The 21,555-nt window shown below is 64.6% G+C and carries 20 protein-coding genes; 6 read left to right on the forward strand and 14 right to left on the reverse strand.

Features of this window, described 5'->3' with window-relative positions:
- Positions 1–9 precede the first annotated feature (9 nt).
- A complete protein-coding gene (locus ACOZJV_RS05970) occupies positions 10–1,680 on the reverse strand; it encodes a SulP family inorganic anion transporter (protein WP_421547080.1) in 1,671 nt (556 codons plus the stop codon).
- Positions 1,681–1,849: 169 nt separating this feature from the next.
- On the reverse strand, positions 1,850–3,130 hold the full coding sequence (locus ACOZJV_RS05975; protein WP_421547081.1) for a serine/threonine transporter: 1,281 nt from the start codon (positions 3,128–3,130) through the stop codon (positions 1,850–1,852).
- A 510-nt stretch (positions 3,131–3,640) separates the two neighbouring features.
- Here ACOZJV_RS05975 and ACOZJV_RS05980 point away from each other — a divergent pair.
- From ACOZJV_RS05980 to ACOZJV_RS06000, 5 genes are all read left to right on the forward strand, one after another.
- On the forward strand, positions 3,641–4,183 hold the full coding sequence (locus ACOZJV_RS05980; RefSeq protein WP_078471427.1) for a cysteine hydrolase family protein: 543 nt from the start codon (positions 3,641–3,643) through the stop codon (positions 4,181–4,183).
- Between the two features lie 153 nt (positions 4,184–4,336).
- The gene (locus ACOZJV_RS05985) at positions 4,337–5,287 is read left to right on the forward strand and encodes a 2-hydroxyacid dehydrogenase (protein WP_421547082.1); all 951 of its coding nucleotides are present in this window, start codon (positions 4,337–4,339) and stop codon (positions 5,285–5,287) included.
- Between the two features lie 159 nt (positions 5,288–5,446).
- On the forward strand, positions 5,447–6,514 hold the full coding sequence (locus ACOZJV_RS05990) for a phosphotransferase family protein (RefSeq protein ID WP_078471429.1): 1,068 nt from the start codon (positions 5,447–5,449) through the stop codon (positions 6,512–6,514).
- A 31-nt stretch (positions 6,515–6,545) separates the two neighbouring features.
- The gene (locus tag ACOZJV_RS05995) at positions 6,546–7,313 is read left to right on the forward strand and encodes an SDR family oxidoreductase (protein WP_020300650.1); all 768 of its coding nucleotides are present in this window, start codon (positions 6,546–6,548) and stop codon (positions 7,311–7,313) included.
- Between the two features lie 280 nt (positions 7,314–7,593).
- Positions 7,594–8,703, forward strand: coding sequence for a Gfo/Idh/MocA family protein (locus ACOZJV_RS06000; protein WP_421547083.1), 1,110 nt, complete (start codon positions 7,594–7,596; stop codon positions 8,701–8,703).
- An 18-nt stretch (positions 8,704–8,721) separates the two neighbouring features.
- On the opposite strand, the gene ACOZJV_RS06005 is transcribed toward ACOZJV_RS06000, so the two are convergent.
- The 11 genes from ACOZJV_RS06005 to ACOZJV_RS06055 form a co-directional block, all read right to left on the reverse strand.
- The gene (locus ACOZJV_RS06005) at positions 8,722–10,158 is read right to left on the reverse strand and encodes an FAD/NAD(P)-binding protein (protein ID WP_421547084.1); all 1,437 of its coding nucleotides are present in this window, start codon (positions 10,156–10,158) and stop codon (positions 8,722–8,724) included.
- A gap of 13 nt (positions 10,159–10,171) precedes the next feature.
- Positions 10,172–10,939, reverse strand: coding sequence for an ABC transporter ATP-binding protein (locus tag ACOZJV_RS06010; protein ID WP_020300647.1), 768 nt, complete (start codon positions 10,937–10,939; stop codon positions 10,172–10,174).
- A gap of 3 nt (positions 10,940–10,942) precedes the next feature.
- A complete protein-coding gene (locus tag ACOZJV_RS06015) occupies positions 10,943–12,298 on the reverse strand; it encodes an ABC transporter substrate-binding protein (RefSeq protein ID WP_421547085.1) in 1,356 nt (451 codons plus the stop codon).
- Positions 12,299–12,337: 39 nt separating this feature from the next.
- The gene (locus ACOZJV_RS06020) at positions 12,338–13,387 is read right to left on the reverse strand and encodes a branched-chain amino acid ABC transporter permease (RefSeq protein WP_421547086.1); all 1,050 of its coding nucleotides are present in this window, start codon (positions 13,385–13,387) and stop codon (positions 12,338–12,340) included.
- Positions 13,388–13,391: 4 nt separating this feature from the next.
- Entirely contained in the window at positions 13,392–14,273 is an 882-nt protein-coding gene (locus ACOZJV_RS06025) for a branched-chain amino acid ABC transporter permease (protein WP_078471434.1), read from the reverse strand.
- Entirely contained in the window at positions 14,273–15,049 is a 777-nt protein-coding gene (locus ACOZJV_RS06030) for an ABC transporter ATP-binding protein (RefSeq protein WP_201130644.1), read from the reverse strand. The genes ACOZJV_RS06025 and ACOZJV_RS06030 overlap by 1 nt, the downstream gene beginning before the upstream one ends.
- Positions 15,046–16,035, reverse strand: a complete 990-nt coding sequence (locus ACOZJV_RS06035; protein ID WP_421547087.1) for an AMP-binding protein — start codon at positions 16,033–16,035, stop codon at positions 15,046–15,048. Before ACOZJV_RS06035 ends, ACOZJV_RS06030 begins: the two co-directional genes overlap by 4 nt.
- Before the next feature lie 136 nt (positions 16,036–16,171).
- On the reverse strand, positions 16,172–17,569 hold the full coding sequence (locus ACOZJV_RS06040; RefSeq protein ID WP_020300641.1) for an LLM class flavin-dependent oxidoreductase: 1,398 nt from the start codon (positions 17,567–17,569) through the stop codon (positions 16,172–16,174).
- Positions 17,569–18,033, reverse strand: coding sequence for an acyl-CoA dehydrogenase (locus tag ACOZJV_RS06045; RefSeq protein WP_020300640.1), 465 nt, complete (start codon positions 18,031–18,033; stop codon positions 17,569–17,571). The genes ACOZJV_RS06040 and ACOZJV_RS06045 overlap by 1 nt, the downstream gene beginning before the upstream one ends.
- 13 nt (positions 18,034–18,046) lie before the next feature.
- A complete protein-coding gene (locus ACOZJV_RS06050; protein WP_421547088.1) occupies positions 18,047–19,249 on the reverse strand; it encodes an SfnB family sulfur acquisition oxidoreductase in 1,203 nt (400 codons plus the stop codon).
- A 197-nt stretch (positions 19,250–19,446) separates the two neighbouring features.
- The gene (locus tag ACOZJV_RS06055; protein WP_421547089.1) at positions 19,447–20,010 is read right to left on the reverse strand and encodes a helix-turn-helix domain-containing protein; all 564 of its coding nucleotides are present in this window, start codon (positions 20,008–20,010) and stop codon (positions 19,447–19,449) included.
- On the opposite strand from ACOZJV_RS06055, the gene ACOZJV_RS06060 reads away from it, so the two are divergent.
- Complete coding sequence (locus ACOZJV_RS06060; RefSeq protein ID WP_102047923.1) at positions 20,005–21,033, forward strand: DMT family transporter; 1,029 nt, start codon at positions 20,005–20,007, stop codon at positions 21,031–21,033. The genes ACOZJV_RS06055 and ACOZJV_RS06060 overlap by 6 nt on opposite strands.
- Before the next feature lie 8 nt (positions 21,034–21,041).
- Here the strand turns inward: ACOZJV_RS06060 and ACOZJV_RS06065 are convergent, their stop codons facing one another.
- A complete protein-coding gene (locus tag ACOZJV_RS06065; RefSeq protein ID WP_421547090.1) occupies positions 21,042–21,515 on the reverse strand; it encodes a hypothetical protein in 474 nt (157 codons plus the stop codon).
- Positions 21,516–21,555 lie beyond the last annotated feature (40 nt).

Genomic DNA, 21,555 nt, shown 5'->3' on the forward strand with positions numbered 1-21,555 from the left:
GGCGTTTTTTTATGCCTGGGATTTGTCTTCAGCGGGCCGGATATTGAGCGCCGCCTGCACCGTGTCATCGACACTGGTGCCGCTGATCAGCACCCCGAGGGCCTCGGTCGAAGGCAGCGCAAGCAAGGCGGCCCGCGCCCTGTGCTTGACCCGGGCCAGGGCCAGGCCCTTGTGTTCCTGGCTGACCCGCAGAAAGAAATCGTCCAGGACCTCGATACTGGTGCCGTCCAGGTTGGGGGATTCCTCCAGGCTCAGCACCACGGTGTGCACCGGCGCCTCGGCATGCCGGATCAGCCGTAGCGCACCGCCCAGGATCCGTTCCGCGTTGGCAAAGAACAACGCCTCGCTCGGCCGCAGGATCAACACCCCGGGGACTTGCCGGGCCTGGGGATGGCGATTGAGGTCGACAAAATCATGCCCGCTGCCCAACTGCCCGAGAATCTGGATATCCGCCCCCGAAAGCTGGCGCAGCATCAGCACGATACTCACCCCGACCGCCATCAGCAGGCCGTCCAGCACCCCCAGCACCAACACCGCGGCCACCGCGCAGATCACCAGCAGCCGGTCGCGACGCCAGATGAAATAACGCCCCAGGGGCTCCAGACTCAGGCCTCGGCCCAGGGCGTGAATCACGATTGCCGCCAGCACCGGTTCCGGGGTCAGGGCGATATAGGGCAATACCGTCAGCACGATCACCAGCATCACCAGCGCCGCCGTCAGCCCCGCCAGACGCGAGGTGGCGCCGGCGGCTTCGTTGGCCGAGGTCGCGGAATAACCGGCGCCGACCGGCATCCCGTGAAACAGCCCCGAGAGCAGGTTGGACGCACCCAGGGCCAGCAGGTCGCGGTTGGACGACACCCGGTCGCCGTGCTTCAGGGCAAATGAGCTGATGGAGCCATAGGACTCGGCATACAGGATCATCACCATGGCAAAGCCCAGCTCCCCCAGGCGCAACCAGTCGGCAAACGGCAGCACCGGCAGGTTCGGCACTTCCAGCTTGAGTTCAATCACCCCGATCAGCTTGACCCCGTGGGCCTCGAGGTCCAGCCACTGCCCGGCGGCGATGCCGAGGATTACCACCAGCAACCCGCCCGGCAGGTAGCGAATCCGCCCGCACAGCCAAAGCACCAGCAACGCCGTGAGCGCCACGGCGCCGCCGGCCCAGTTCCACTGCGGCAGCTGCTCCAGCAACTGCGGCAGGAACCGCACCAGGTTGGGGTCCGTGAGGTGGACCCCGACCACGCTGGCCACCTGCTTCATGACGATGGTCAGGGCCAGGCCGAAGGCAAAACCGCGCAGCACCGGCTTGGCGATAAAGGCCGTGACCCCGCCCAGGCGGAACAATCCGGCCAGGACGAAGAAGCCGCCGGTCAACAGCACCAGCGCAAACGCCAGGCTCATGCGCAAGGCACTGTCACCGCCGGCCAGGGACAGGGTCGCCGCTGCCAGCACAGCCGCGGAAGAAGAGGTCGCGGAGACAATCGCAAACCGGCTGTTACCCAGCAGGCCATAACACAGCAGGCCGGCAAACAGGGCAATCACCCCAGCCTGGGGCGGCAAGGCGGCGATGCTCGAATAGGCAACCGCCTCGGGCAGTAACAGGCCGGCAATGGACAGGCCGGCCAGCAGGTCACGGGAGCGTTCCGGACGCTGGACAACAGGGAGTTCGGGAGACGGCAAGGCGATGCAATCCTGGAGGTCGATCGTGGCCCCCAAGCTTAGTCGCTATCGCGGCAAGACTCTTGATATCAATCAGATATCTCGGCGAGCGTGCCCATGTCGCGCCTTGTTCCGGGCAAAAAAAACCGCCCCGGGCGGCAACCCGGGGCGGTCAGTAGAGCGCGGCAGATCAGACGCTCAGGGAATACACCAGCGCCGAGATCGCCACCAGGCCGACCAGGGTCACGAAGACATTGGAAGCCTGACCGCGATAACGAGCCATGGCCGGCACCTTGTGGATGGCGTACATCGGCATCAGGAACAGGATCGTCGCGATCACCGGGCCGCCCATGGTCTCGATCATCGTCAGGATGCTCGGGTTGAGGGTCGCCACGGCCCAGCAGATCACCAGCATGAAAGCGGCGGTGACCCGGTCCAGGGTTTTCGATCCCGGGCGCCGGCCGCTCTTGCCGATCAGGCCCTTGAGGCCTTCACTGGCACCGATGTAGTGGCCGAGGAAGGACTTGGCAATGGCCACGAACGCAATCAACGGCGCGGCGAATTCGATGGTCGGGTTGTTGAAGTGGTTGGCCAGGTAGGACAGGATCGACAGGTTCTGGACCTTGGCTTCGGCCAGTTGCGCCGGCGACAGGGTCAGCACGCAACTGAAGACGAAGAACAGCACCATGCCCACCATCAACAGGTGGGCGCGGGACAGGATCTGCGAGCTGCGCTGTTCGGCGTGTTCGCCATAGCGGCGCTTCTGGTCCACGGCAAAGGCCGAGATGATCGGCGAATGGTTGAACGAGAACACCATCACCGGAATCGCCAGCCACAGGGTATGCAGGAAGGCCGAAGGCGCCGGGACATCGCTGACGGTGGCGAGGATGCCGCCATTCCAGTGCGGGATCAGGAACACCGCCAGGAACAGCAAGGCAACGATGAACGGATAGACCATCAGGCTCATGGCCTTGACGATCACCTGCTCGCCACAGCGCACCACCGCCAGCAGGCCGAAAATCAGCAGCAGGGCCAGGATCGCCCGGGGCGGCGGCGCGATGTGCAGCTGGTGGGTCATGAAGCTGTCGACGGTATTGGTCAGGGCCACGCTGTAGATCAGCAGGATCGGGAAGATCGCGAGGAAGTACAGGAGAGTGATCAATGCGCCGGCGGTGAGCCCGAAATGCTCTTCCACCACGTCAGTGATGTCCGCACCGTCACGCCCGGAAAGCACGAAGCGGGTCAGGCCCCGGTGGGCGTAGAAAGTCATGGGGAATGCCAGCAGCGCCAGGATCAGCAGCGGCCAGAAACCGCCCAGGCCCGCGTTGATGGGCAGAAACAGGGTACCCGCACCGATGGCGGTGCCGAACAGGCCCAGCATCCAGGTGGTGTCATGGCGATCCCAGCGACTGAGGGTCGTTGGGGCTGTCGCTTCAAAGCGTTGATCAACGCTATTGGCCTGATCATTCATCCGGTCGGATCTCCGCATTCCGGTCATTTGCCACTCGGCCAGGACGAGTCGGAAAACCCGACAGGCAGCGCCCTGGTCGAAACAGGGGCGCGATTGTCCGGGATTCGGTAACAGAAGCAAAGACTTAGCTGAGGAACGGTGTATTTGCCGGCATGGCTGTAGCCGCTGCCGACGGCTCGGCCCGCGTTCGGACGCTGGCCATCAGCAGCTACGTGTCCATACCTGACACCCCACGGCGCCCGCTCCGGCCAGCGCAGCCTCACGGGCTCGGCAGCGGCTACAGGGGCAGTGTGAATGGCGCGCGCGACGTTGACAGCCCTGGGGCGACGACGGCATGATCGGACCCCATGAATATTTACGCGCTCAACCCCACCTCCACCACCACGACTGCCTTCGGCGGGTCGGATGGTGGCTGCGAGAGTTGAATACAGCGCAGTGACACCAAGGCCCCGCCAGCGATGGACGGGGCCTTTTGTTTCTCCGTCCAGCTGGCTTTCAAGGAGAAACACCATGCCATCAGCCCAAGCCAAGCGCCCCGCCCTGCTGGTCGTCGACATGCAAGTCGGACTGTTCAACGGCCCGGACAAACCTTTCGAACGCGAACGCGTACTGGAAAACATCAACCAACTGATCCGCCGCGCCCGCCAGGCCGGCGTGCCGATCTTCGCCGTGCGCCACACCGGCCCGGCCGAGTCGCCCATTCATGCCGGCAGCCCATTGTGGCAGTTGCTGCCGACACTGGAGCTGGATGAGCAACACGACACCCTGTTCGACAAGACCCGCCCCAACTGCTTCTTCGGCACCGAACTGGCCGAGCGCCTGCACGCTGCCGACATCGGCCAACTGGTGATCGTCGGCATGAAGACTCAATACTGCATCGACAGCACCTGCCGCGCCGCCGCAGACCTGGGTTTTGCGCCCGTGCTGGTAGCCGATGCCCACACTTGCATGGACACTCCCGTGCTGACGGCCAAGGCGATCATCGATCACCACAACGCCACCCTCAACGGTGCCTTCGTACGCCTGGAAAACACCGTGGATATCGCGTTCTGACGTCACCCTGATCAGCCCGCCGCCCTGGCGGGCTTTTCCCCAAGACCTGATTGCGAGGCCTCTGGCCTGAACCTTTGCGCACCGACGGCGATTGCCAAAAGCCCCTCCAACCAGCACTCTTGAGCGCCCTGTCCTCCGCCTCAGGAACCCGCCATGCCCGCCACTGTTCTGGTCCTGGTTGAAACTATCAACGAATACTTGCCAATTCTCGAAGCCCAAGGCTTTCACCTGATCCTCGCACCCACGCCCAGTGAGCGCGCCCAAGCCATCAAGACCCATGCCGGGCAGATCAACGCCGTGCTGACCCGTGGTCCGCTGGGCCTGCATGCCGAAGAAATCGCCGCCTTGCCGCACCTGGAAATCATCTGCGTGATCGGTGCCGGTTATGAACAGGTCGACCTGCAGGCCGCCAGCAACCGCGGGATTGCCGTGACCAATGGCGCCGGAGTCAACGCCTCGTCGGTGGCCGACCATGCCCTGGCGCTGCTGCTGAGCCTGGTACGTGACATTCCCCGGGCCGATGCCGCTGTGCGCCGTGGCGAATGGCCCAAGGTCATGCGCCCGTCCCTGGCCGGCAAACGCCTGGGGATTCTCGGCCTGGGCGCGGTGGGCCTGGCCATCGCCAAACGCTGCGCCCTGGGCTTTGACATGAGCGTGAGCTACCACAACCGCCGGCCGCGCACCGACCTGCCCTACCACTATTGCGAAACCCCGGCCGAGCTGGCGCGCCAATCGGATTACCTGGTCATCGCCACCCCGGGCGGCACCGACACCCGGCAGTTGATCGACAAACAGGTGCTGGCGGCCCTCGGGCCCGATGGTTTTCTGGTGAACATCGCCCGCGCCAGCGTGGTCGATACCGCCGCCCTGCTGCACGCCCTGGAGCAGCGCAGCATCGCCGGCGCGGCCCTCGATGTGTTCGATCACGAGCCCCAGGTTCCCGAGGAGTTGAAGGTGCTGCACAACGTGGTGCTGACGCCCCATGTCTCCGGCCATTCGCCGGAAGCCGCCCGCGACACCGTGGAAATGGTCGGTAAAAACCTGCGGGCCTACTTCTCCGGCCAACCCTTGCTGACGCCCCTCACCCTGCCTGCGCCGAACTGAACTAGAGTCAGGCCTGGGGTTTTCAAACGCTTGTATCAAAAGCAATGATTGCCCGGCAACACGCTCACCTATAAAGGCCCGCCACGATTGTGGCGGCCCGGTGTGCGCATTAGATTAGCCAATAATCTCTGGCCTCCAGAATAAGCAGAAGGGATAAGCATGGCGCTTACTGACCAGTCCACCCGTACTCGTTCCGGCGAAGAACTTGATGCCAACCTGATCGATCCGTACCTCAAGGCGCATATTCCAGGCCTTAGCGGTACGCCGCAGATCAGCCAGTTTCCGGGCGGCGCTTCGAACCTCACCTACTTGCTGGAATACCCGGAACAGGAGTTCGTCCTGCGCCGCCCGCCCTTCGGCCACAAGGCCAAGTCGGCCCATGACATGGGCCGCGAGTACCGCATTCTCAATCAGCTCAAAGACGGTTTTCCCTACTGCCCAAAAGCCTATGTGCACTGCACCGATGAGTCGCTGATCGGCGCCGAGTTCTATGTGATGGAACGGGTCAAGGGCATCATCCTGCGCTCGGACCTGCCGCCGGAGCTGGGCCTGGACGCGAACCAGACCCAAGCCCTGTGCAAGAGCTTTATCGACAAGTTCGTCGAACTGCATCGCGTGGACTACAACGCCTGCGGCCTGGCCGACCTGGGCAAGCCCGAAGGCTATGTCAAACGCCAGATCGGCGGCTGGAGCGACCGCTACGAGAAAGCCCTGACCCCGGACGCGCCGAAATGGGAAGCGGTGAAAGCCTGGCTCAACGACAAGATGCCGGCCGACCACCCGACCTCGAGCATCGTGCATAACGACTACCGCTTCGACAACGTGATCCTCGACCCCGCCAACCCGATGCAGATCATCGGCGTGCTCGACTGGGAGCTGACCACCCTCGGCGATCCGCTGATGGACCTGGGCAACACCCTGGCCTACTGGATCGAAGCCGGCGACCCACCAGCAGTGCAACTGATGCGCCGGCAACCGAGCAACGCACCGGGCATGCTGACCCGCCAGCAGTTCGTCGATTACTACGCTGAGCGCTCAGGCATCGAGATCGGCAACTTCGACTTCTATTACACCTACGGCCTGTTCCGCCTGGCGGGCATCGTGCAGCAGATCTACTACCGCTTCTTCCACGGTCAGACCCAGGACAAACGCTTCGCGCAGTTCATTCACATGAACAAACTGCTGGAGCAGATGAGCCTGCAAGTCATCCAGAAATCCAGCCTCTGATGGCGCCCCTCGCCTACAACAAGGAATAACCATGTCCAAGACCCAGTTGTTCGACCTCGATGGCAAGATCGCTTTCGTTTCCGGCGCCAGCCGCGGTATCGGTGAAGCCATCGCCAAGCTTCTGGCCCAGCAAGGTGCCCACGTGATTGTGTCGAGCCGCAAGCTCGAAGGTTGCCAGCACGTGGCCGACGCCATCATTGCCGACGGCGGCAAGGCCACGGCGATTGCCTGCCATATCGGGGAAATGGAGCAGATCAGCCAGGTTTTCGCCGGCATTCGCGAGCAATTCGGGCGCCTGGACATCCTGGTCAACAACGCGGCCACCAACCCGCAGTTCTGCAACGTGCTGGACACCGACCTGGGCGCGTTCCAGAAAACCGTCGACGTGAACATTCGCGGCTATTTCTTCATGTCGGTGGAAGCCGGCAAGCTGATGCGCGACAACGGTGGCGGCAGCATCATCAACGTGGCGTCGATCAATGGCATATCGCCGGGGATCTTCCAGGGCATCTATTCGGTGACCAAGGCTGCGGTGATCAACATGACCAAGGTCTTCGCCAAGGAGTGCGCGCAGTTCGGCATCCGTTGCAACGCCCTGCTGCCGGGCCTGACCGACACCAAATTCGCCTCGGCCCTGGTTAAGAATGACGCCATCCTCAAGACCGCACTGGCGCAAATCCCCCTCAAGCGCGTGGCCGACCCCAGCGAAATGGCCGGCGCCGTGCTGTACCTGGCCAGCGATGCCTCCAGCTACACCACCGGCGTGGCCTTGAATGTGGATGGCGGGTTCCTTTCCTGAGTTCGTCTGCTGTCGGACGACACGACTCCATCTGAAAGACCATGGAGCCCGTTCCAGCCAGCGCAACCTAGCACTTGTAACCGCTGCCGCTAGGCTGCGCTGGCCTTCCCGAACAACCCAATCACACTGAACTGCAATGGCGCCTGTTGCGACCAGCGCAGCCTCGCGGGCTCGGCAGCGGTTACTGGCGCGTGTGAATTTTTATTCCACGGATTGCAATTAGCGAATATTTATTCCATAAATAGCCCTTCTTAAAATAAAAATTCTGAAGGGCGCGGCTATGCATGAGCTTGGAATTGGTCTGATCGGCACCGGCTTTATGGGCCGGGCCCACGCCTTGGCGTTTCGTCATGTAAGCGCGGTGTTCGAATTGCCCATGCGTCTGCACCTGGCCGCCCTGGCCGATGCCGATTGCCAGCGGGCCGAGCACTGCGCGGCGGCCTGGGGTTTTGAGCGGGCCCACGGCGACTGGCAGCAGTTGATCGCCAACCCCAAGGTGCACCTGGTGGCCATCACCACCCCCAACCACCTGCACTTCCCCATGGCGATGGCTGCGCTGGCGGCCGGCAAGGCGGTGTATTGCGAAAAGCCGCTGGCAGTCAGCGTCGAGCAGGCCGAACAGATGCAGCAGGCGGCCAAGGCTGCTGGCGTGGTGACTCGGGTCGGCTACAACTACCAGCACAACCCGATGATCGTCCGCGCTCGCGAGCTGATCGAGGGCGGCGAACTGGGGCAGTTGCTCAGCTTCCAGGGTGAGTTCAGCGAAGACTTCATGGCCGACCCGGCTTCGCCCTGGTCCTGGCGCTGCGACCCGCAGCACGCCGGCGGCGCCCTGGCCGACCTCGGCAGCCATCTGCTGGCCATGGCCCGCTACCTGATGGGCCCGGTCAGCGCCGTATGCGCCGACACCCAGACCGTGCACCGCCAGCGCCCGGCCAGCAACGGCAGCCAGGAACAACGGCCGATTGCCGTGGACGATCAGGCCCACGCCCTGTTGCGTTTCGCCAACGGCGCCCGGGGGACGTTCAGCAGCAGTTGGCTCAAGCATGGCTACAAAAACCACCTGAGCTTCGAGATCAGCGGCACTCGCGGCACCCTGGCCTTCGACCAGGAACGACTCAACGAACTGCGGCTGTACCGTGCCGGCGAAGCAGGGTTCCAGCGCCTGCTGGCCGGCCCCGACCTGCCCGGCTACGCCGCCTTCAGCCCCGCTCCCGGCCACCAGTTGGGTTACAACGAACTGAAGACCCTGGAGGTTCACGAGCTGCTGATGGCCGTGGCCGGCCAGGGCCTGGGCGGCACCGATTTCCAGGAGGCCTGGGAAGTCGAGCGCCTGGCCACGGCCATCCGCCTGGCGGCCCTGGAACAACGCTGGGTCAGCCTGCCATAGCGACCAACGTGGCTGCGGCTACAGGGGCAGCGCGGCCAGGCGTGCCGCCAGGTGCTTGGCCTGCAGGGCGACGTCGGTCACGGCGGTACTTTCCCACCACAGACCACGCAGTGGCGGACCCATGGCGAACAGGCGACTGGACACCTGCCCCTGGGCATCCAGCACCGCGCCACCGGGGTCGGCGGCAATCCCCAGGGCCAGCGGGCCGGGCTGGATCAGGCCCCGGGCCAGCAATTGCCGGGGCAGCGCGCGCGCCACCCGGCGCCAGTCGTATTCGATACCGCTGGAGTTGATCAGCGCATCACCCGGCACCTGGGTGGTGTGCGACTCCCCACGGCGGCGGATGCGAATTGCCAGGCGCCCATCCGCTCCAGGCTCCAGGCCCTGGAACGACGCCGCGTGGATCCGCAACCGGCCCTGCTCATGCAGGCGCGCCACCAGCTCGGCGCTCAAGGGTGGCGAGCGATGGTGATGGCTCTCCCACCAGGGCCGTACATGGCGCACGAACTGGCGGCGCTGGCGGTCGCTGGCCTGGCTCCACAGGCGGCCGATATGGGCACGCACCGTGTCCAAAGGTGCCTGCCAGTCAATCCCCTGGGCAATTGCCGCCCTACATTGACGGCGCAGCTCGCGCAGCAATTGCCGGGGGCTGCGAATACCCGGATCCCGGGCCAGGAAGTCTTCCCACACCGGCGGCTGGCGACGGACATGGGGCAACAGGCCATGGCGGGAAAACACCTCGATCGGCCCGCGATGCCCGGCCTGTTCCAGGGACACCACGGCATCGACCATGGTCAACCCGGAGCCGATGATCAGTACCCTCGCTTGCGGGTCCAGCCGGGCCATGGCCTGCACATCCCAGGGGTCCAGCGCCGCTGCATTCAAGCCACTGGATTCGGTCTGCGGCGTGCGCGCGGCGGGAAACATGCCGGTGGCCAGCACCCCATAGGCGCCTCGCAGTTGGCGTCCATCGGCCAGGGTCAGCAGCGTGCCGTCGGCATCGATCTCAAGGTCCACCACTTCGCCTCGGACATGGCGCACGGTCGATCCCTCGCGCGCGCCGAGCGCTTCGGCCTGGGCCAGCCATTGCTGGGCATACAGGCCGAAAAGGCCCCGTGGCGGAAACAACTCGCTGATCGGCACCCCTTGCTCGTGCGCCTCGGGCCAGCCGCCGTCCGCCAGGTAGCGGGTCAGCCATTGGGTCAGGTCATCGGCGTTGTCCGGGTCGACACTCATGCGCGCAGCATTGCCGTTCAGGGTATGGCCCAACTCCACCGCGCTGTAGGCCTCGCCGCGCCCCAGCTCGCTGCGCGACTCGAGCACCACCACCCGGCGCCGTCCCGGCAAGCGCAACAGCTGCCCGGCGAGCAAGGCTCCGCTGAGCCCGCCACCGACAATCAGGATATCGGCGCTGCCGGTCTCGGGGTGGGCCTGGGCGTTGTGTGGTTCGCTCATGGGGTTCTCACGTTCAGTGTTTACCTAGGTAGAAGTCATGCAGGTCGCCACGGGCCAGCAACTCGTCGGCGCTGCCCGACAGCACCACGCGCCCGGTGTCGAGCACGTAGGCGCTGGAAGCATATTTGAGCGCCACATTAATGTTTTGCTCGGCGATCAGAAAGCTCACCTGCGCCTCGCGATTGAGCTGGGCGACGATCTGGAAAATCTCCTGGACGATAATAGGCGCCAAACCCATGGACGGTTCGTCGAGCAGTACCAAAGTAGGACGGGTCATCAGCGCGCGGCCGATGGCGACCATCTGCTGTTCGCCGCCGGAGGTCAGGCCGGCCTGGGTCTTGCGTTTGGTTTTCAGGCGCGGGAACCAGGCGTAGATCCGCTCCAGGTCCTGGGCCAGTTCGCGCCGGCTCAGGCCCCGGACAAACCCGCCGCTGCGCAAGTTGTCTTCCACCGTCAACTGCGGGAACACATGGCGCCCCTCCAGCACATGGACCATGCCCTGGCGCACCCGGTGGCTGGGGTCGACGCCCGCAGTGTCGCGGCCGAGAAACTCGATGCTGCCCCGGCTGACCTCCGCGCGCTCGGCCCGCACCAGCCCGGAGATGGCCTTGAGCGTGGTGCTCTTGCCCGCGCCGTTGGCCCCGAGCAAGGCAACGATGCCGCCCCTGGGCACACTCAGGGAGACCCCGGCCACGGCCAGAATCGCGCCGTCGTAGATCACTTCAATGTCCCGGACCTGTAACAGCGGGTCGCTCGAAACGGCGCTGGCGGCGTGGCTCATGGCTTATTCATCCCCGGTGCAGGTGCGCGGCGTGAGGTTTTTTTCCTTGGCGAAGGCGGCCGACTTTTCGTCGATCAGCGGCCGCAGCAAAGCGCGATCGGCGGCGATCCATTCGCTGACCAGGGTCCACTGGCTGCCGTCCCACTGCTGCACCCGGGCCGAACCGCCGCCTTCGTGGTCACGGCAAGAGAGCTTGAGGTTCTGCATCAGACCCAGGTAACCCATGGCCTTGAGTCGCGCATCGTCGATATTCAGATGTTCCAGGCCCCAGCGCCCTTCCTCGCCGTTGAGTGGGCGCTTGCCGAACTTGCCCTGGGCGGTGCGGATCGCCTCCACCGCCACGGCGGCATTCACCAGCCCGGAGTTGTAGTAGACGCTGCCGAAGTTTTTCAGGTCCTTGAGATCACTCTTGCCCGGGTCGAGGATGGACTGCTTGAGGCGCTTGTGGATCTCGAAATCGCTGCCCGCCGGGTACGGGGTCAAGGCCAGGTAGCCCTTGGCCGCCGCGCCGGCCGGCAGTACGTCTTCGCTGGAACTGGCCCAGATATCGCCGACGATATGGTCCACCGGAAAGCCGAAGCGCGCCGCGGTCTTCACCGCCACCGGGGTCGACACGCCCCAGGTACGCAGGAACACCCAGTCCGGGTTCAACTGACGGACCTGCCGCCATTGCGCCGACTGCTCGTTGCCCGGATCGGCCACCGGGATCTGGATATTCTCGAAGCCGTATTTCTGCGCCAGCAATTTCAGCGGGCCGAGGGTTTCGCGGCCATAGGCCGAGTCGTGGTAGACGGTGGCGATCTTCTTGCCCTTGAGCTTGTCAAAGCCCCCTTCGCGCTGGGCGATGTAGTTCACCAGGGTCGAGGCTTCGCTGTAGAAGGTCAGCATCACCGGGAAGTTATAGGGGAACACCGTGCCGTCGGTGGCCTCGGTGCGCCCATAACCGAGGGTGATCAGCGGGATCTTGTCGACCTCCGCGCGCTCACTCAAGGCATAGGCCGCCGGTGCGCCGTTGGGCTGGTAGACCGCGACCGGCGCCCCATCCAGGCCTTTCTTGAAGCGCTCATAACATTCGATGCCCTTCTCTGCCGTCCATTCGGTCTCGCATTCCTGCCAGACCAGCTTGACCCCGTTGATCCCGCCTTCGACCTGATTGATGTAGTTCAGGTAGTCGATCATCCCCGCCCACACCTGCACGCCGCTGGAGGCATACGCCCCGACCCGGTAGGTGGCCAGGGGGAAAAACTGCTGGTCCGGCCCGGCCTGGGCCGCAGGCACCACACTGGCAAACGCCGCGAGCGCCAGGGCGGCGCGGGCCAGGCTGATTTTCAGGAAAGTCGCTCTCAAGGATGCACGCATAGTGGCTCTCTAACGAAATAGGGGTTGAACGGGGTGGGGTCAGAAGCGCAGCGGCCAGTGCGCCAGCCGTTGCCTGAAGTTGCCGAGCAGGCGGATCAGGCCCTCGGGCTCCTTGATCAGGAACACGATGATCAGCACGCCGAAGATGATTTTCTGCAGGTTCTGCAACTGCCCGGCATCCACCGCGCCGCCAAACAGCGCCTGCCCGGCGTGGCTGAGAAAGATCGGCAGCAGACTGATAAAGGCCGCGCCGACGAAGTTGCCGGCGAGACTGCCCATGCCGCCGATAATGATGATGAACAGGATCTGGAATGAGCGATTGATATCGAAGCTGCCGGCGCTGGCCGTGCCCAGGTAGGCAAAGGCCCAGAGCGCGCCGGCGATCCCCAGGTAGAACGAGCTGACGGCAAACGCCAGGCGCTTGTAGCGCACCACGCCGATGCCGATGACCGCGGCGGCGGTGTCCATGTCGCGGATCGCCATCCAGTTGCGGCCGATCTGGCTGTTCACCAGGTTGCGCGCCACCCAGGTCAGCAGCAGCACCGTGACCAAGGTCAGCAGGTAGCGCCCGACCGGAGTGTTGAGGTCATGGCCGAACAGGCTCAGGCTCGGCGCCGAGATGGTCCCCGATGAACCGTAGTTGTAGAACCAGGGGAATTTGACGAACAGCCACTCCAGGAAAAACTGCGCCGCCAGGGTGGTGACCATCAGGTAAAAACCCTTGATCCGCGAACTCGGCAGGCCGAACAACACCCCCACCACGGCGCTGATCAGGCCACCGCCCAGCAGCGCCAGCGGCAGCCCCAGCTCCGGCAGGCGCAGCAGGAAGCCGTAGGTGGCAAAGGCCCCGACCGCCATGAAACCCGCGGCCCCGACCGACGTCTGGCCGGTGTAGCCGGTGAGCAGGTTGAGCCCCAGGCCAGCCAGGGACAGCACCAGGAACGGAATCAGGATCGCGTTCAGCCAATAGTCGTTGCCCAGCAGCGGCACCGCGCCAAAGGCCAGCAGCAACAGGCCGATCAGGCCCCAGGGCAGGCGGCGCCGGACCAGCAGCACCGGCGCCGACGAATGCAACAGAGTCAGGGACATGAGTTCACACTCGCTCGATGGCGCGTTCGCCGAACAGGCCGGCGGGACGGATATAAAGGAAGGCCAGGGCCAGCGCGTAAGCGAACCAGGGGGTGATGCCGCCGCCGATCAGCGGGCCGATATAGACTTCGGCCAGGTTCTCGGCGGCGCCGACGATCAGCCCGCCGACAATCGCCCCGCCGATGGAGGTGAAGCCGCCGATGATCAGCACCGGCAAGGCCTTGAGCACCACCAGCGACAGCGAGAATTGCACCCCCTGGCGCGCGCCCCAGAGCAAGCCGGCCACCAGCCCGACCACCCCGGCCACCGCCCAGACGATCTGCCAGATGCGGTTGAGGTTGATGCCGATGGACAAGGCTGCGGTGGTGTCGTCGGCCACCGCCCGCAGCGACACGCCGATGCGGGTCTTGTTGAACAACAGCGCCAGCACGGTCACCAGCACGAGGGCGGTCGCCGCCGCGATCAGGTCGAACTGGCTGACCATCAACGGCCCGAGAAACAGCGGCACGTCGTCGATGCCCAGGTCCAGGGCCCGGACCTGTGAGCCCATCAGCCCCTGGGCCAGGCCCTCGATGATGAACGACAGGCCGAGGGTCGCCATGAACAGGGTGATCTGCGAACGGTTGACCAGCGGCCGCAGCACCAGGCGCTCGATCAGCAGGGCGCCGACAACCATCACCAGCACCGTCAGCAGCAAGGCCACGGCAAAGGGCACGCCCTGTTCGTGGAGGCTGACAAAGGTCAGCGCGGCGAACAGCAGCATGGCGCCCTGGGCGAAATTGAACACTCCGCTGGCCTTGTAGATCAGCACGAAGCCGATGGCCACCAGGGAATACATGGTGCCGGCCAGCAGGCCGCCGAGCAGGGTTTCGAGAAAGAAATTCATCAGTGCACCACTCCCAGGTAGGCCGCGATCACCTCCGGATTGGCCTGCACCTGGGCCGGGGTGCCGTCGCCGACCTTGCGTCCGTAATCGAGCACCACCACATGGTCGGACAGACCCATGACCACGCTCATGTCGTGCTCGATCAGGACCACGGTGGTGCCCAGGTCGCGGTTGATATCGGCGATAAAGCGCGCCATTTCCTGCTTCTCCTCGGCGTTCATCCCGGCCATGGGCTCATCAAGCAGCAACAGGCTGGGCTCGGCGATCAGCGCCCGCCCCAGCTCCACGCGCTTTTGCAGGCCGTAGGACAGGTTGCCCACCAGCACATCGCGCTGGGCCTGCAGTTCAAGAAATTCGAGGATGCCCTGGGCCCGCTGGCGGAACGCCTCGGCCTCGCGCCGCGCCCGGGGCAGTCCCAGGGCCTGCTCGATAAAGCTGACGCGCATGTGTCGCGAAAGCCCGGTGAGGATGTTGTCGATCACGCTCATCTTCTTGAACAGCGCGTTGTTTTGAAAGGTGCGGCCAATGCCACGGCGCGCGGCGCTCAGCGGGTCGATGCGCTTGAACGCCTGCTGGTTGAAGACGATGGCCCCGGCGTCGAAGCGGTACACGCCGTTCAACACATTGAGCAGGGAGCTTTTGCCGGCGCCGTTGGGGCCGATCAGGGCGCAGATCTCTCCCCGCCGGACGTCGAAGGACAGTTCATTGATCGCCTTGACCCCCTTGAACGACAGGGAAATGGCGCTGACCTGCAAGATGCAATCGGTTGGGCTCATGCGATGTTCCGTTTGAATTCGGCCAGCCAGGTCGGCGCCGAGGCTCGCGCGGCGTGGCTCGGGGCTTGCCAGATAAAGTCCAGGCGCTGGAAGCCGAGCAGGCGCCGCACGCGGTTTTTCAACAGCCGGGCCAGGCGGTGCTCGGGGTGGGCCAGCGCCCATTCGCAGAGTTGCCGGCGCCAGCTGAGGGGCGGCGCCAGGCGGTTTTCGACGTCGTCGGCCAGGTGTTGCAGGCGTTCGGCGGACAGCAGCAAGCCGCTGGGGGCCACGTCGCGGCGGTCGCGGCCGGCACTGCCACGGCTTTCGGGGAACGCCAGGCTGTGGCCACTGCTCAACCATTGTTCGAGCACCACCTTGAGCCCGTCCTGCCACTGGGTGCCCTCCTCGCTCCACAACTGCGCGGCGGCCACCGGCTGACGCCAGTAGACCTGGCGTTGCGGGGCTTCGCTGGCGCCGAGCAATGCAGCGAACTCCACCAGCGGTTGCGGTGCATCTGCCGGCAGGCGCGGCACCTGCTGGTTGCTGATCAGCACCAGTGGCGTTGGGGCGTGCTGCACCGCGGCCAGCCATTGCCGCAATTGCTGGCGCGAATGCACAAAGGCATGGCTCGGTTGCAAGCGCCACAAGGCCTGGCGCAGGGCCTCGGGGCCGAGCTCGTCGCCCAGGCTCAAGACCTGGGCGCCGATGCTCTGGGCCGCCAGGGCCAGCAGCAACAGGTTGGGTTCGAATGCACCGCTCAGGGCCAGCCGCGACTGCTCGCTGAAGCCCTGCTGGCGCAGGCCGTCGGCCAGGCGCTCGACATCGCGCAAGGCGTCGATCCAGCGCCAGGCATACCACTGGCCGTGACGCTTGTGGCGCAGCGCGGTTTGCAACGGGCTGACCTGGGCCCAGTGCCGCAGTTGCTCCAAGGCCTGGGGTAGGCTCAGCCGCCCGTCAGCGGCCAACGGCTCGGCAACGGGCGGACGTTTCAGTTCATGCACGCTCATGGGCTTACCTCGTATGGCTAAAGCGTGCGGTGGTCCGCTGGCTGGGGGTTGGGTGAATCAAAATCTGTGGCCGCTGCCCCTCAAGAGCAACGACCATCCGCCTGCTGCAGCCCTATGTGTTTTCTGCCGAGGCTCCTCAGGCAGTTTTTTGCGCGGCGGCGCGTTGGCCACCCAGGTCACGCCAGGCGCTGCCGGGGTGGATCTCGGGCAGGCGCGGGCCGGCGCCGAAGAGTTTTTCGCGCAGGGTGCCGGGGGCGTATTCGGTCTTGTACACGCCGCGCTTCTGCAACTCTGGCACCAGCAATTCCACGGCGTCGACAAAGGTCTCGTGGGTCAGGGCATATGCCAGGTTGAAGCCATCGACATCGGTGTCTTCGACCCATTCCTGCAACAGGTCGGCGACGGTCTCCGGGCTGCCGACGAACAACGGGCCAAAACCACCAATCCCCACCCAGTCCGCCAACTCATGGGGGGTCCAGACCTTGTTCGGGTCCGCCGTGGAAAACGCCTCGACCGCCGACTGGATGGCGTTGGTGTGCACATGTTTAAGCGGTTCATCGGGCTTGAACTGGCTGAAATCGATACCGGTCCAGCCCGAGATCAGGGCCATCGCCCCCTCATAGCTGACCCAGGATTTGTACTCTTCGAACTTGGCCTTGGCCTTGGCATCGGTCTCGCCGAGGATCACCGTCTGCAGGTTGAAAATCAGGATCTTCGACGGATCACGCCCGGCCTCGGCGGCGCGGCGGCGAATATCGGCCACGGTCTTTTTCAGCAGCACCTTGGACGGTGCGGCAACAAATACGCATTCGGCGTGCTCGGCGGCAAACTGCTTGCCCCGGCTCGACGCCCCGGCCTGGTACAGCACCGGCGTGCGCTGCGGCGAGGGCTCGCACAGGTGGATACCGGGAACCTGGAAGTGTTTCCCAAAATGCTGGATCTCGTGGATCTTGCTCGGGTCGCTGAAAATCCGCCGCTCGCGGTCACGCAGGATCGCCCCGTCTTCCCAACTTCCCTCCCAGAGCTTGTAGCAGACCTCCAGGTATTCTTCGGCAAAGTCATAACGCGCGTCGTGCTCGGTCTGGGTCTTCTGCCCCAGGTTCTTGGCCCCGCTTTCCAGGTAGGAGGTGACGATGTTCCAGCCGGCACGGCCCTTGGTCAGGTGGTCCAGGGTCGACAGACGCCGGGCGAAGGGATACGGGTGCTCGAACGACAGGGACGCGGTCAGGCCAAAACCCAGGTGCTCGGTCACCAGCGCCATCGGCGGGATCAGTTGCAACGGGTCGTTCACCGGAACCTGGGTCGCCTGGCGGATCGCCGCGTCACCGTTGCCGTTGTAGACGTCATAGATGCCCAGCACGTCGGCGATAAACAGACCGTCGAACTTGCCGCGTTCGAGAATCCTCGCCAGGTCGGTCCAGTATTCAAGGTCCTTGTATTGCCACGAGCGGTCGCGCGGGTGCGCCCACAGGCCCGGGGATTGATGGCCGACGCAGTTCATGTCGAAGGCGTTGAGGCGAATTTCACGGGACATCAAACAGCACTCCTGAGGCTCGGTGGCAGCACGCCATTGAGGCGGTAGTTGCCGATCAACTGATATTTCCAGCGCAGCGGATCGTTCAGAGCCGCCAACTGCGGGCTGCGTTGCCCGGTCAATTCGAATTCGGCGTTACTTGCGGCCAGCAGCGCTTCGGCACTGGCAATCGCCGCCTCGGCCTGGGCCACGCTGACCTCGGCCGGGTCCTGGGCGGCGTTGCGCAGGGCTTCGGCCCGTTCGTGCAAGGCCGCCGCGACTTCGATGCGGATCTGCAAGTCGCCGAAACGACTGATCACATAGGGGTCGTCGCTGGCCTTGGCCAGGCCGCTGCCAGCCCAGGGCTGGGCCTGCTCGCGGACGAACAGCAGGGTCTGCTGCAACAGCTGCCGGGCGCGTTCCAGGTCATTGCCGCTGCGGGCCAGGGACGGCTGGGCGGCAGCGGTTTGGGTCAGTGCATTCATGAGCGAAGTCCTTTTAATTCCAGGCGTGACGGGCTGGCTTGACGCCGTTGAGCAGGAAGTTGCCGATCAGGTGGTATTTCCAGCGCGCCGGGTCATGCAGGGTGTGGGTGCGCGCGTTGCGCCAGTAACGGTCGAGGTTGTATTTGCCGAGCACCGAGCGGGTCCCGGCCAGTTCGAATAACTTGCTGCTGGTGAGCAAGGCGCTTTCGGCCGACAGCACCTTGGCCTGGGCCACCACCACCGAGGCGTGAGCCACGCTGTCTTCATTGGGGTTGAGCAAGGCCTGGTCGATGGCGCGCCCGGCTTTTTCGAGGATCGCCTCGGTGCCGTGGACGCGCCATTCCAGGTCGCCGATGGCGGCGATGGTGAAAGGGTCCTGCCAGCCATGGTCCAGGCCGCTGTCGATCCAGGGCCGTGACTGGCGGGCGTAATGTTTGGTTTCTTCAAGGGCGCCGACGGCGATGCCGGTGTCCACGGCGGCCTGGATAATCTGCGAAATCGGCCCGTCGGCCGTGGGCTCATCGAAGGCGCGATGGGCCGGGATCACCGCGCTCAGCGGCACCCGTACCGCGTTCAGGGTCACGCCGCCGCTGGCGGTGGTGCGCTGGCCGAAGCCGTCCCAGCTGTCGATCACTGTCAGCCCGGGGTTGTCGCGCTCGATAAAGGCGATAAACGCCTGGTTCTGCTCGTTCACCGCCACCGCCGGCACGATATGGGCGAACAGCGCGCCGGTGCAGTAGAACTTCTCGCCGTCGATCTGCGCGCTGTCACCGTCGAAGCGGATCGTGGTTTCAAAGGCCCCGGCGTTTTTGCTCTTGGCTTCGGAGAAGGCATTGCCGAAGCGAACGCCCTGCAGCACCTTGCCGAAGTAGTAGCGCTTCTGCTCTTCGCTGGCGGTTTGCAGCAGGATGTCGAGCACGCCCAGGTGGTTCTGCGGGATCTGCCCCAGGGACGAGTCGACCGCGGAAATGATCTTGATCACTTCGGCCACCGTGACGTAGGACACCCCCGCGCCGCCGTATTCCCTGGGTATGGTGATGCCCCACAAGCCGCTCGCGGAAAACTCGTCGAGTTCGGCGACCGGCAGGCGCCGCTCGCGATCACGCACGCTGGCATCGACCGCAAAGCGCTCGGCCAGCTCCCGGGCGATGCTGATCGCCTCGGCGTCGGTGCGAATGATATGGGCGGTTCGAGTGGGTTGGGCAGAGGCTGTCATGGGCCGACTCCAAGTCCTGGATGAATGCGCCAGGCCCGTGGCGGACCTGTGTTTCAGGACTTATTGCAGAAGTCGTGCCGAAGTTTAAAAGCCTTGTTTATCAGCCTCTTAATCAACAATCAGAGAACTGGCATCAATTCAAAACAGGCAAAGTGTTCAAGCACTGTTGGCTGGCCAACAGTTGCCCTGGCGTCAGTTCAGACCACCACATTGCGCACGAAGCGCGTGGCCAGCGGGCCGTCGTTGCGATAGGCATGGGGCACGTGGCTGGCGAACATGAAGAACTCGCCGGTCTCGATCCGCCGCTCCGTATCACCCAGCACCAGGGTCAGGCAGCCTTCGAACACATAGATCTGTTCGCTCCAGCCTTCGGCATCGCATTGCGACTGATAGAGCTCGCCCGGCTCCAGACGCCACTCCCAGAGTTCCACCTCGCGGGTGGCCACGGCCTTGGCCAGCAACATCGCCGTGCTGCCGGGGATGGTCCCGGCCCAGGCCAGCTCATTGATACGGCTGGGGTCGTGCACTTCCGGGGCCTGGATCAGGTCGCTGAACGCGACCCCCAGGGCCGCGGCCACCCGGTCGAGGGTGCCCAGGCTGACGTTTTTCTCGCCGGCCTCGATGGCCACCAGCATCCGCCGGCTGACATCGGACTGTTCCGCGAGGACGCTCTGGCTCAGCCCGGCGGCGTGGCGCAGGCGGCGCACATTGAGGCTGACATGTTGCAGGACCGAAGCCCGCTGGCCGAATTCTTTGTGCACTATATTGCTCACTTAGAAGGATTGCGCAGTATACTGCCCGCATTTCGGCGCATTGTGCGTTCCACTCCCCCTGTACGCAAGGTCATGACTCCGGTGAACTCCCGCAAAACCTTCCTCAAGCTGAGCAAAGCCGAATGCGTGCTGGTGCTGATCACCATGATCTGGGGCGGCACCTTCCTGATGGTGCAGCACGCCATGACCGTGAGCGGGCCGATGTTTTTCGTCGGCCTGCGCTTTGCCGCTGGCGCAATCATCGTCGCGCTGTTTTCGGCCCGCAGCCTGCGGGGCCTGACCTGGTTCGAACTCAAGGCCGGGACTTTCATCGGCACCGCGATCATGCTCGGCTACGGCCTGCAAACCATCGGCCTGCAGACCATTCCCAGCAGCCAGTCGGCCTTTATCACCGCGCTCTACGTGCCCTTTGTACCGCTGCTGCAATGGCTGTTCATGGGCAAGCGCCCGGGGCTGATGCCGAGCATCGGCATCATGCTGGCCTTTACCGGGCTGATGCTGCTGTCGGGGCCCAACGGCGCTTCGCTGGATTTCAGCCCCGGGGAAATCGCCACCCTGATCAGCACCGTGGCCATTGCCGCAGAAATCATCCTGATCAGCAGCTACGCCGGCCAGGTCGATGTGCGCCGGGTCACCGTGGTGCAACTGGCGGCGACCTCATTGCTGGCGTTCCTGATGGTGGTGCCGACCCAGGAAAGCCTGCCGTCGTTTTCCTGGCTGCTGCTGGCCAGCGCCCTGGGCCTGGGCGCCGCCAGTGCGGCGATCCAGGTGGCGATGAACTGGGCACAGAAAAGCGTCTCGCCGACCCGCGCCACCCTGATCTACGCCGGCGAACCGGTCTGGGCCGGGCTGGTCGGACGCATCGCCGGCGAACGGCTGCCGGCCCTGGCCCTGGTCGGTGGTGCGCTGATCGTGGCGGCGGTGATCATCAGCGAGCTGAAAACCAGGGGCCGTGCCGAACCGGTGCCTGAGGCGGATGAGCAGGAGCAGACGCTGGAATCACGCCAGTAAGCACCCGGCTACTTGGGCAGGGAGCGCAGGATGGCGGTCAGGTCCTGGCGCGTGACCTGGCCGGCGCGCACGGCCTGGACGATATCGTCGCGGGTCATCGGGGGGCGCGGGATGGGTGCGTCCGGGTTGTCCAGGTCAACGTTGTACAGCCAGGTGGGCGCCCCCAGAGTGGGGCCGTGTTCCAGGTCCGCCGGCACCTCTTCATGGGCAAACGCGCCCTTGTGATAGAAGTACGCCAGGTAGCGGACGTGCCCTTCGGCAAAGCCGGTGTCCAGAAACAGCAGCGTGCCCGGCGGCATCGCATACACGTTGTCATCCTCCAGGGGCCCTTCGATCAGCAAGGGTTCAAGGGTCTTGATCTTCCGCATCCCCATGCTCGGCGAACTGGCGATAAAGCCGAACCACAGGTTGACGAGCAACCCCAGGATGATGACCAGCAGCACGATGATCAGGGTCTTGTGGCGCAAGGTAGTGGAAGTCATGGGGAGTCTGCAGGGTCCTTTGCAAGCCAGGGGTCGGCGC

It is taken from the genome of Pseudomonas sp. QD4, from assembly GCF_049199125.1.
Classification (GTDB): domain Bacteria; phylum Pseudomonadota; class Gammaproteobacteria; order Pseudomonadales; family Pseudomonadaceae; genus Aquipseudomonas.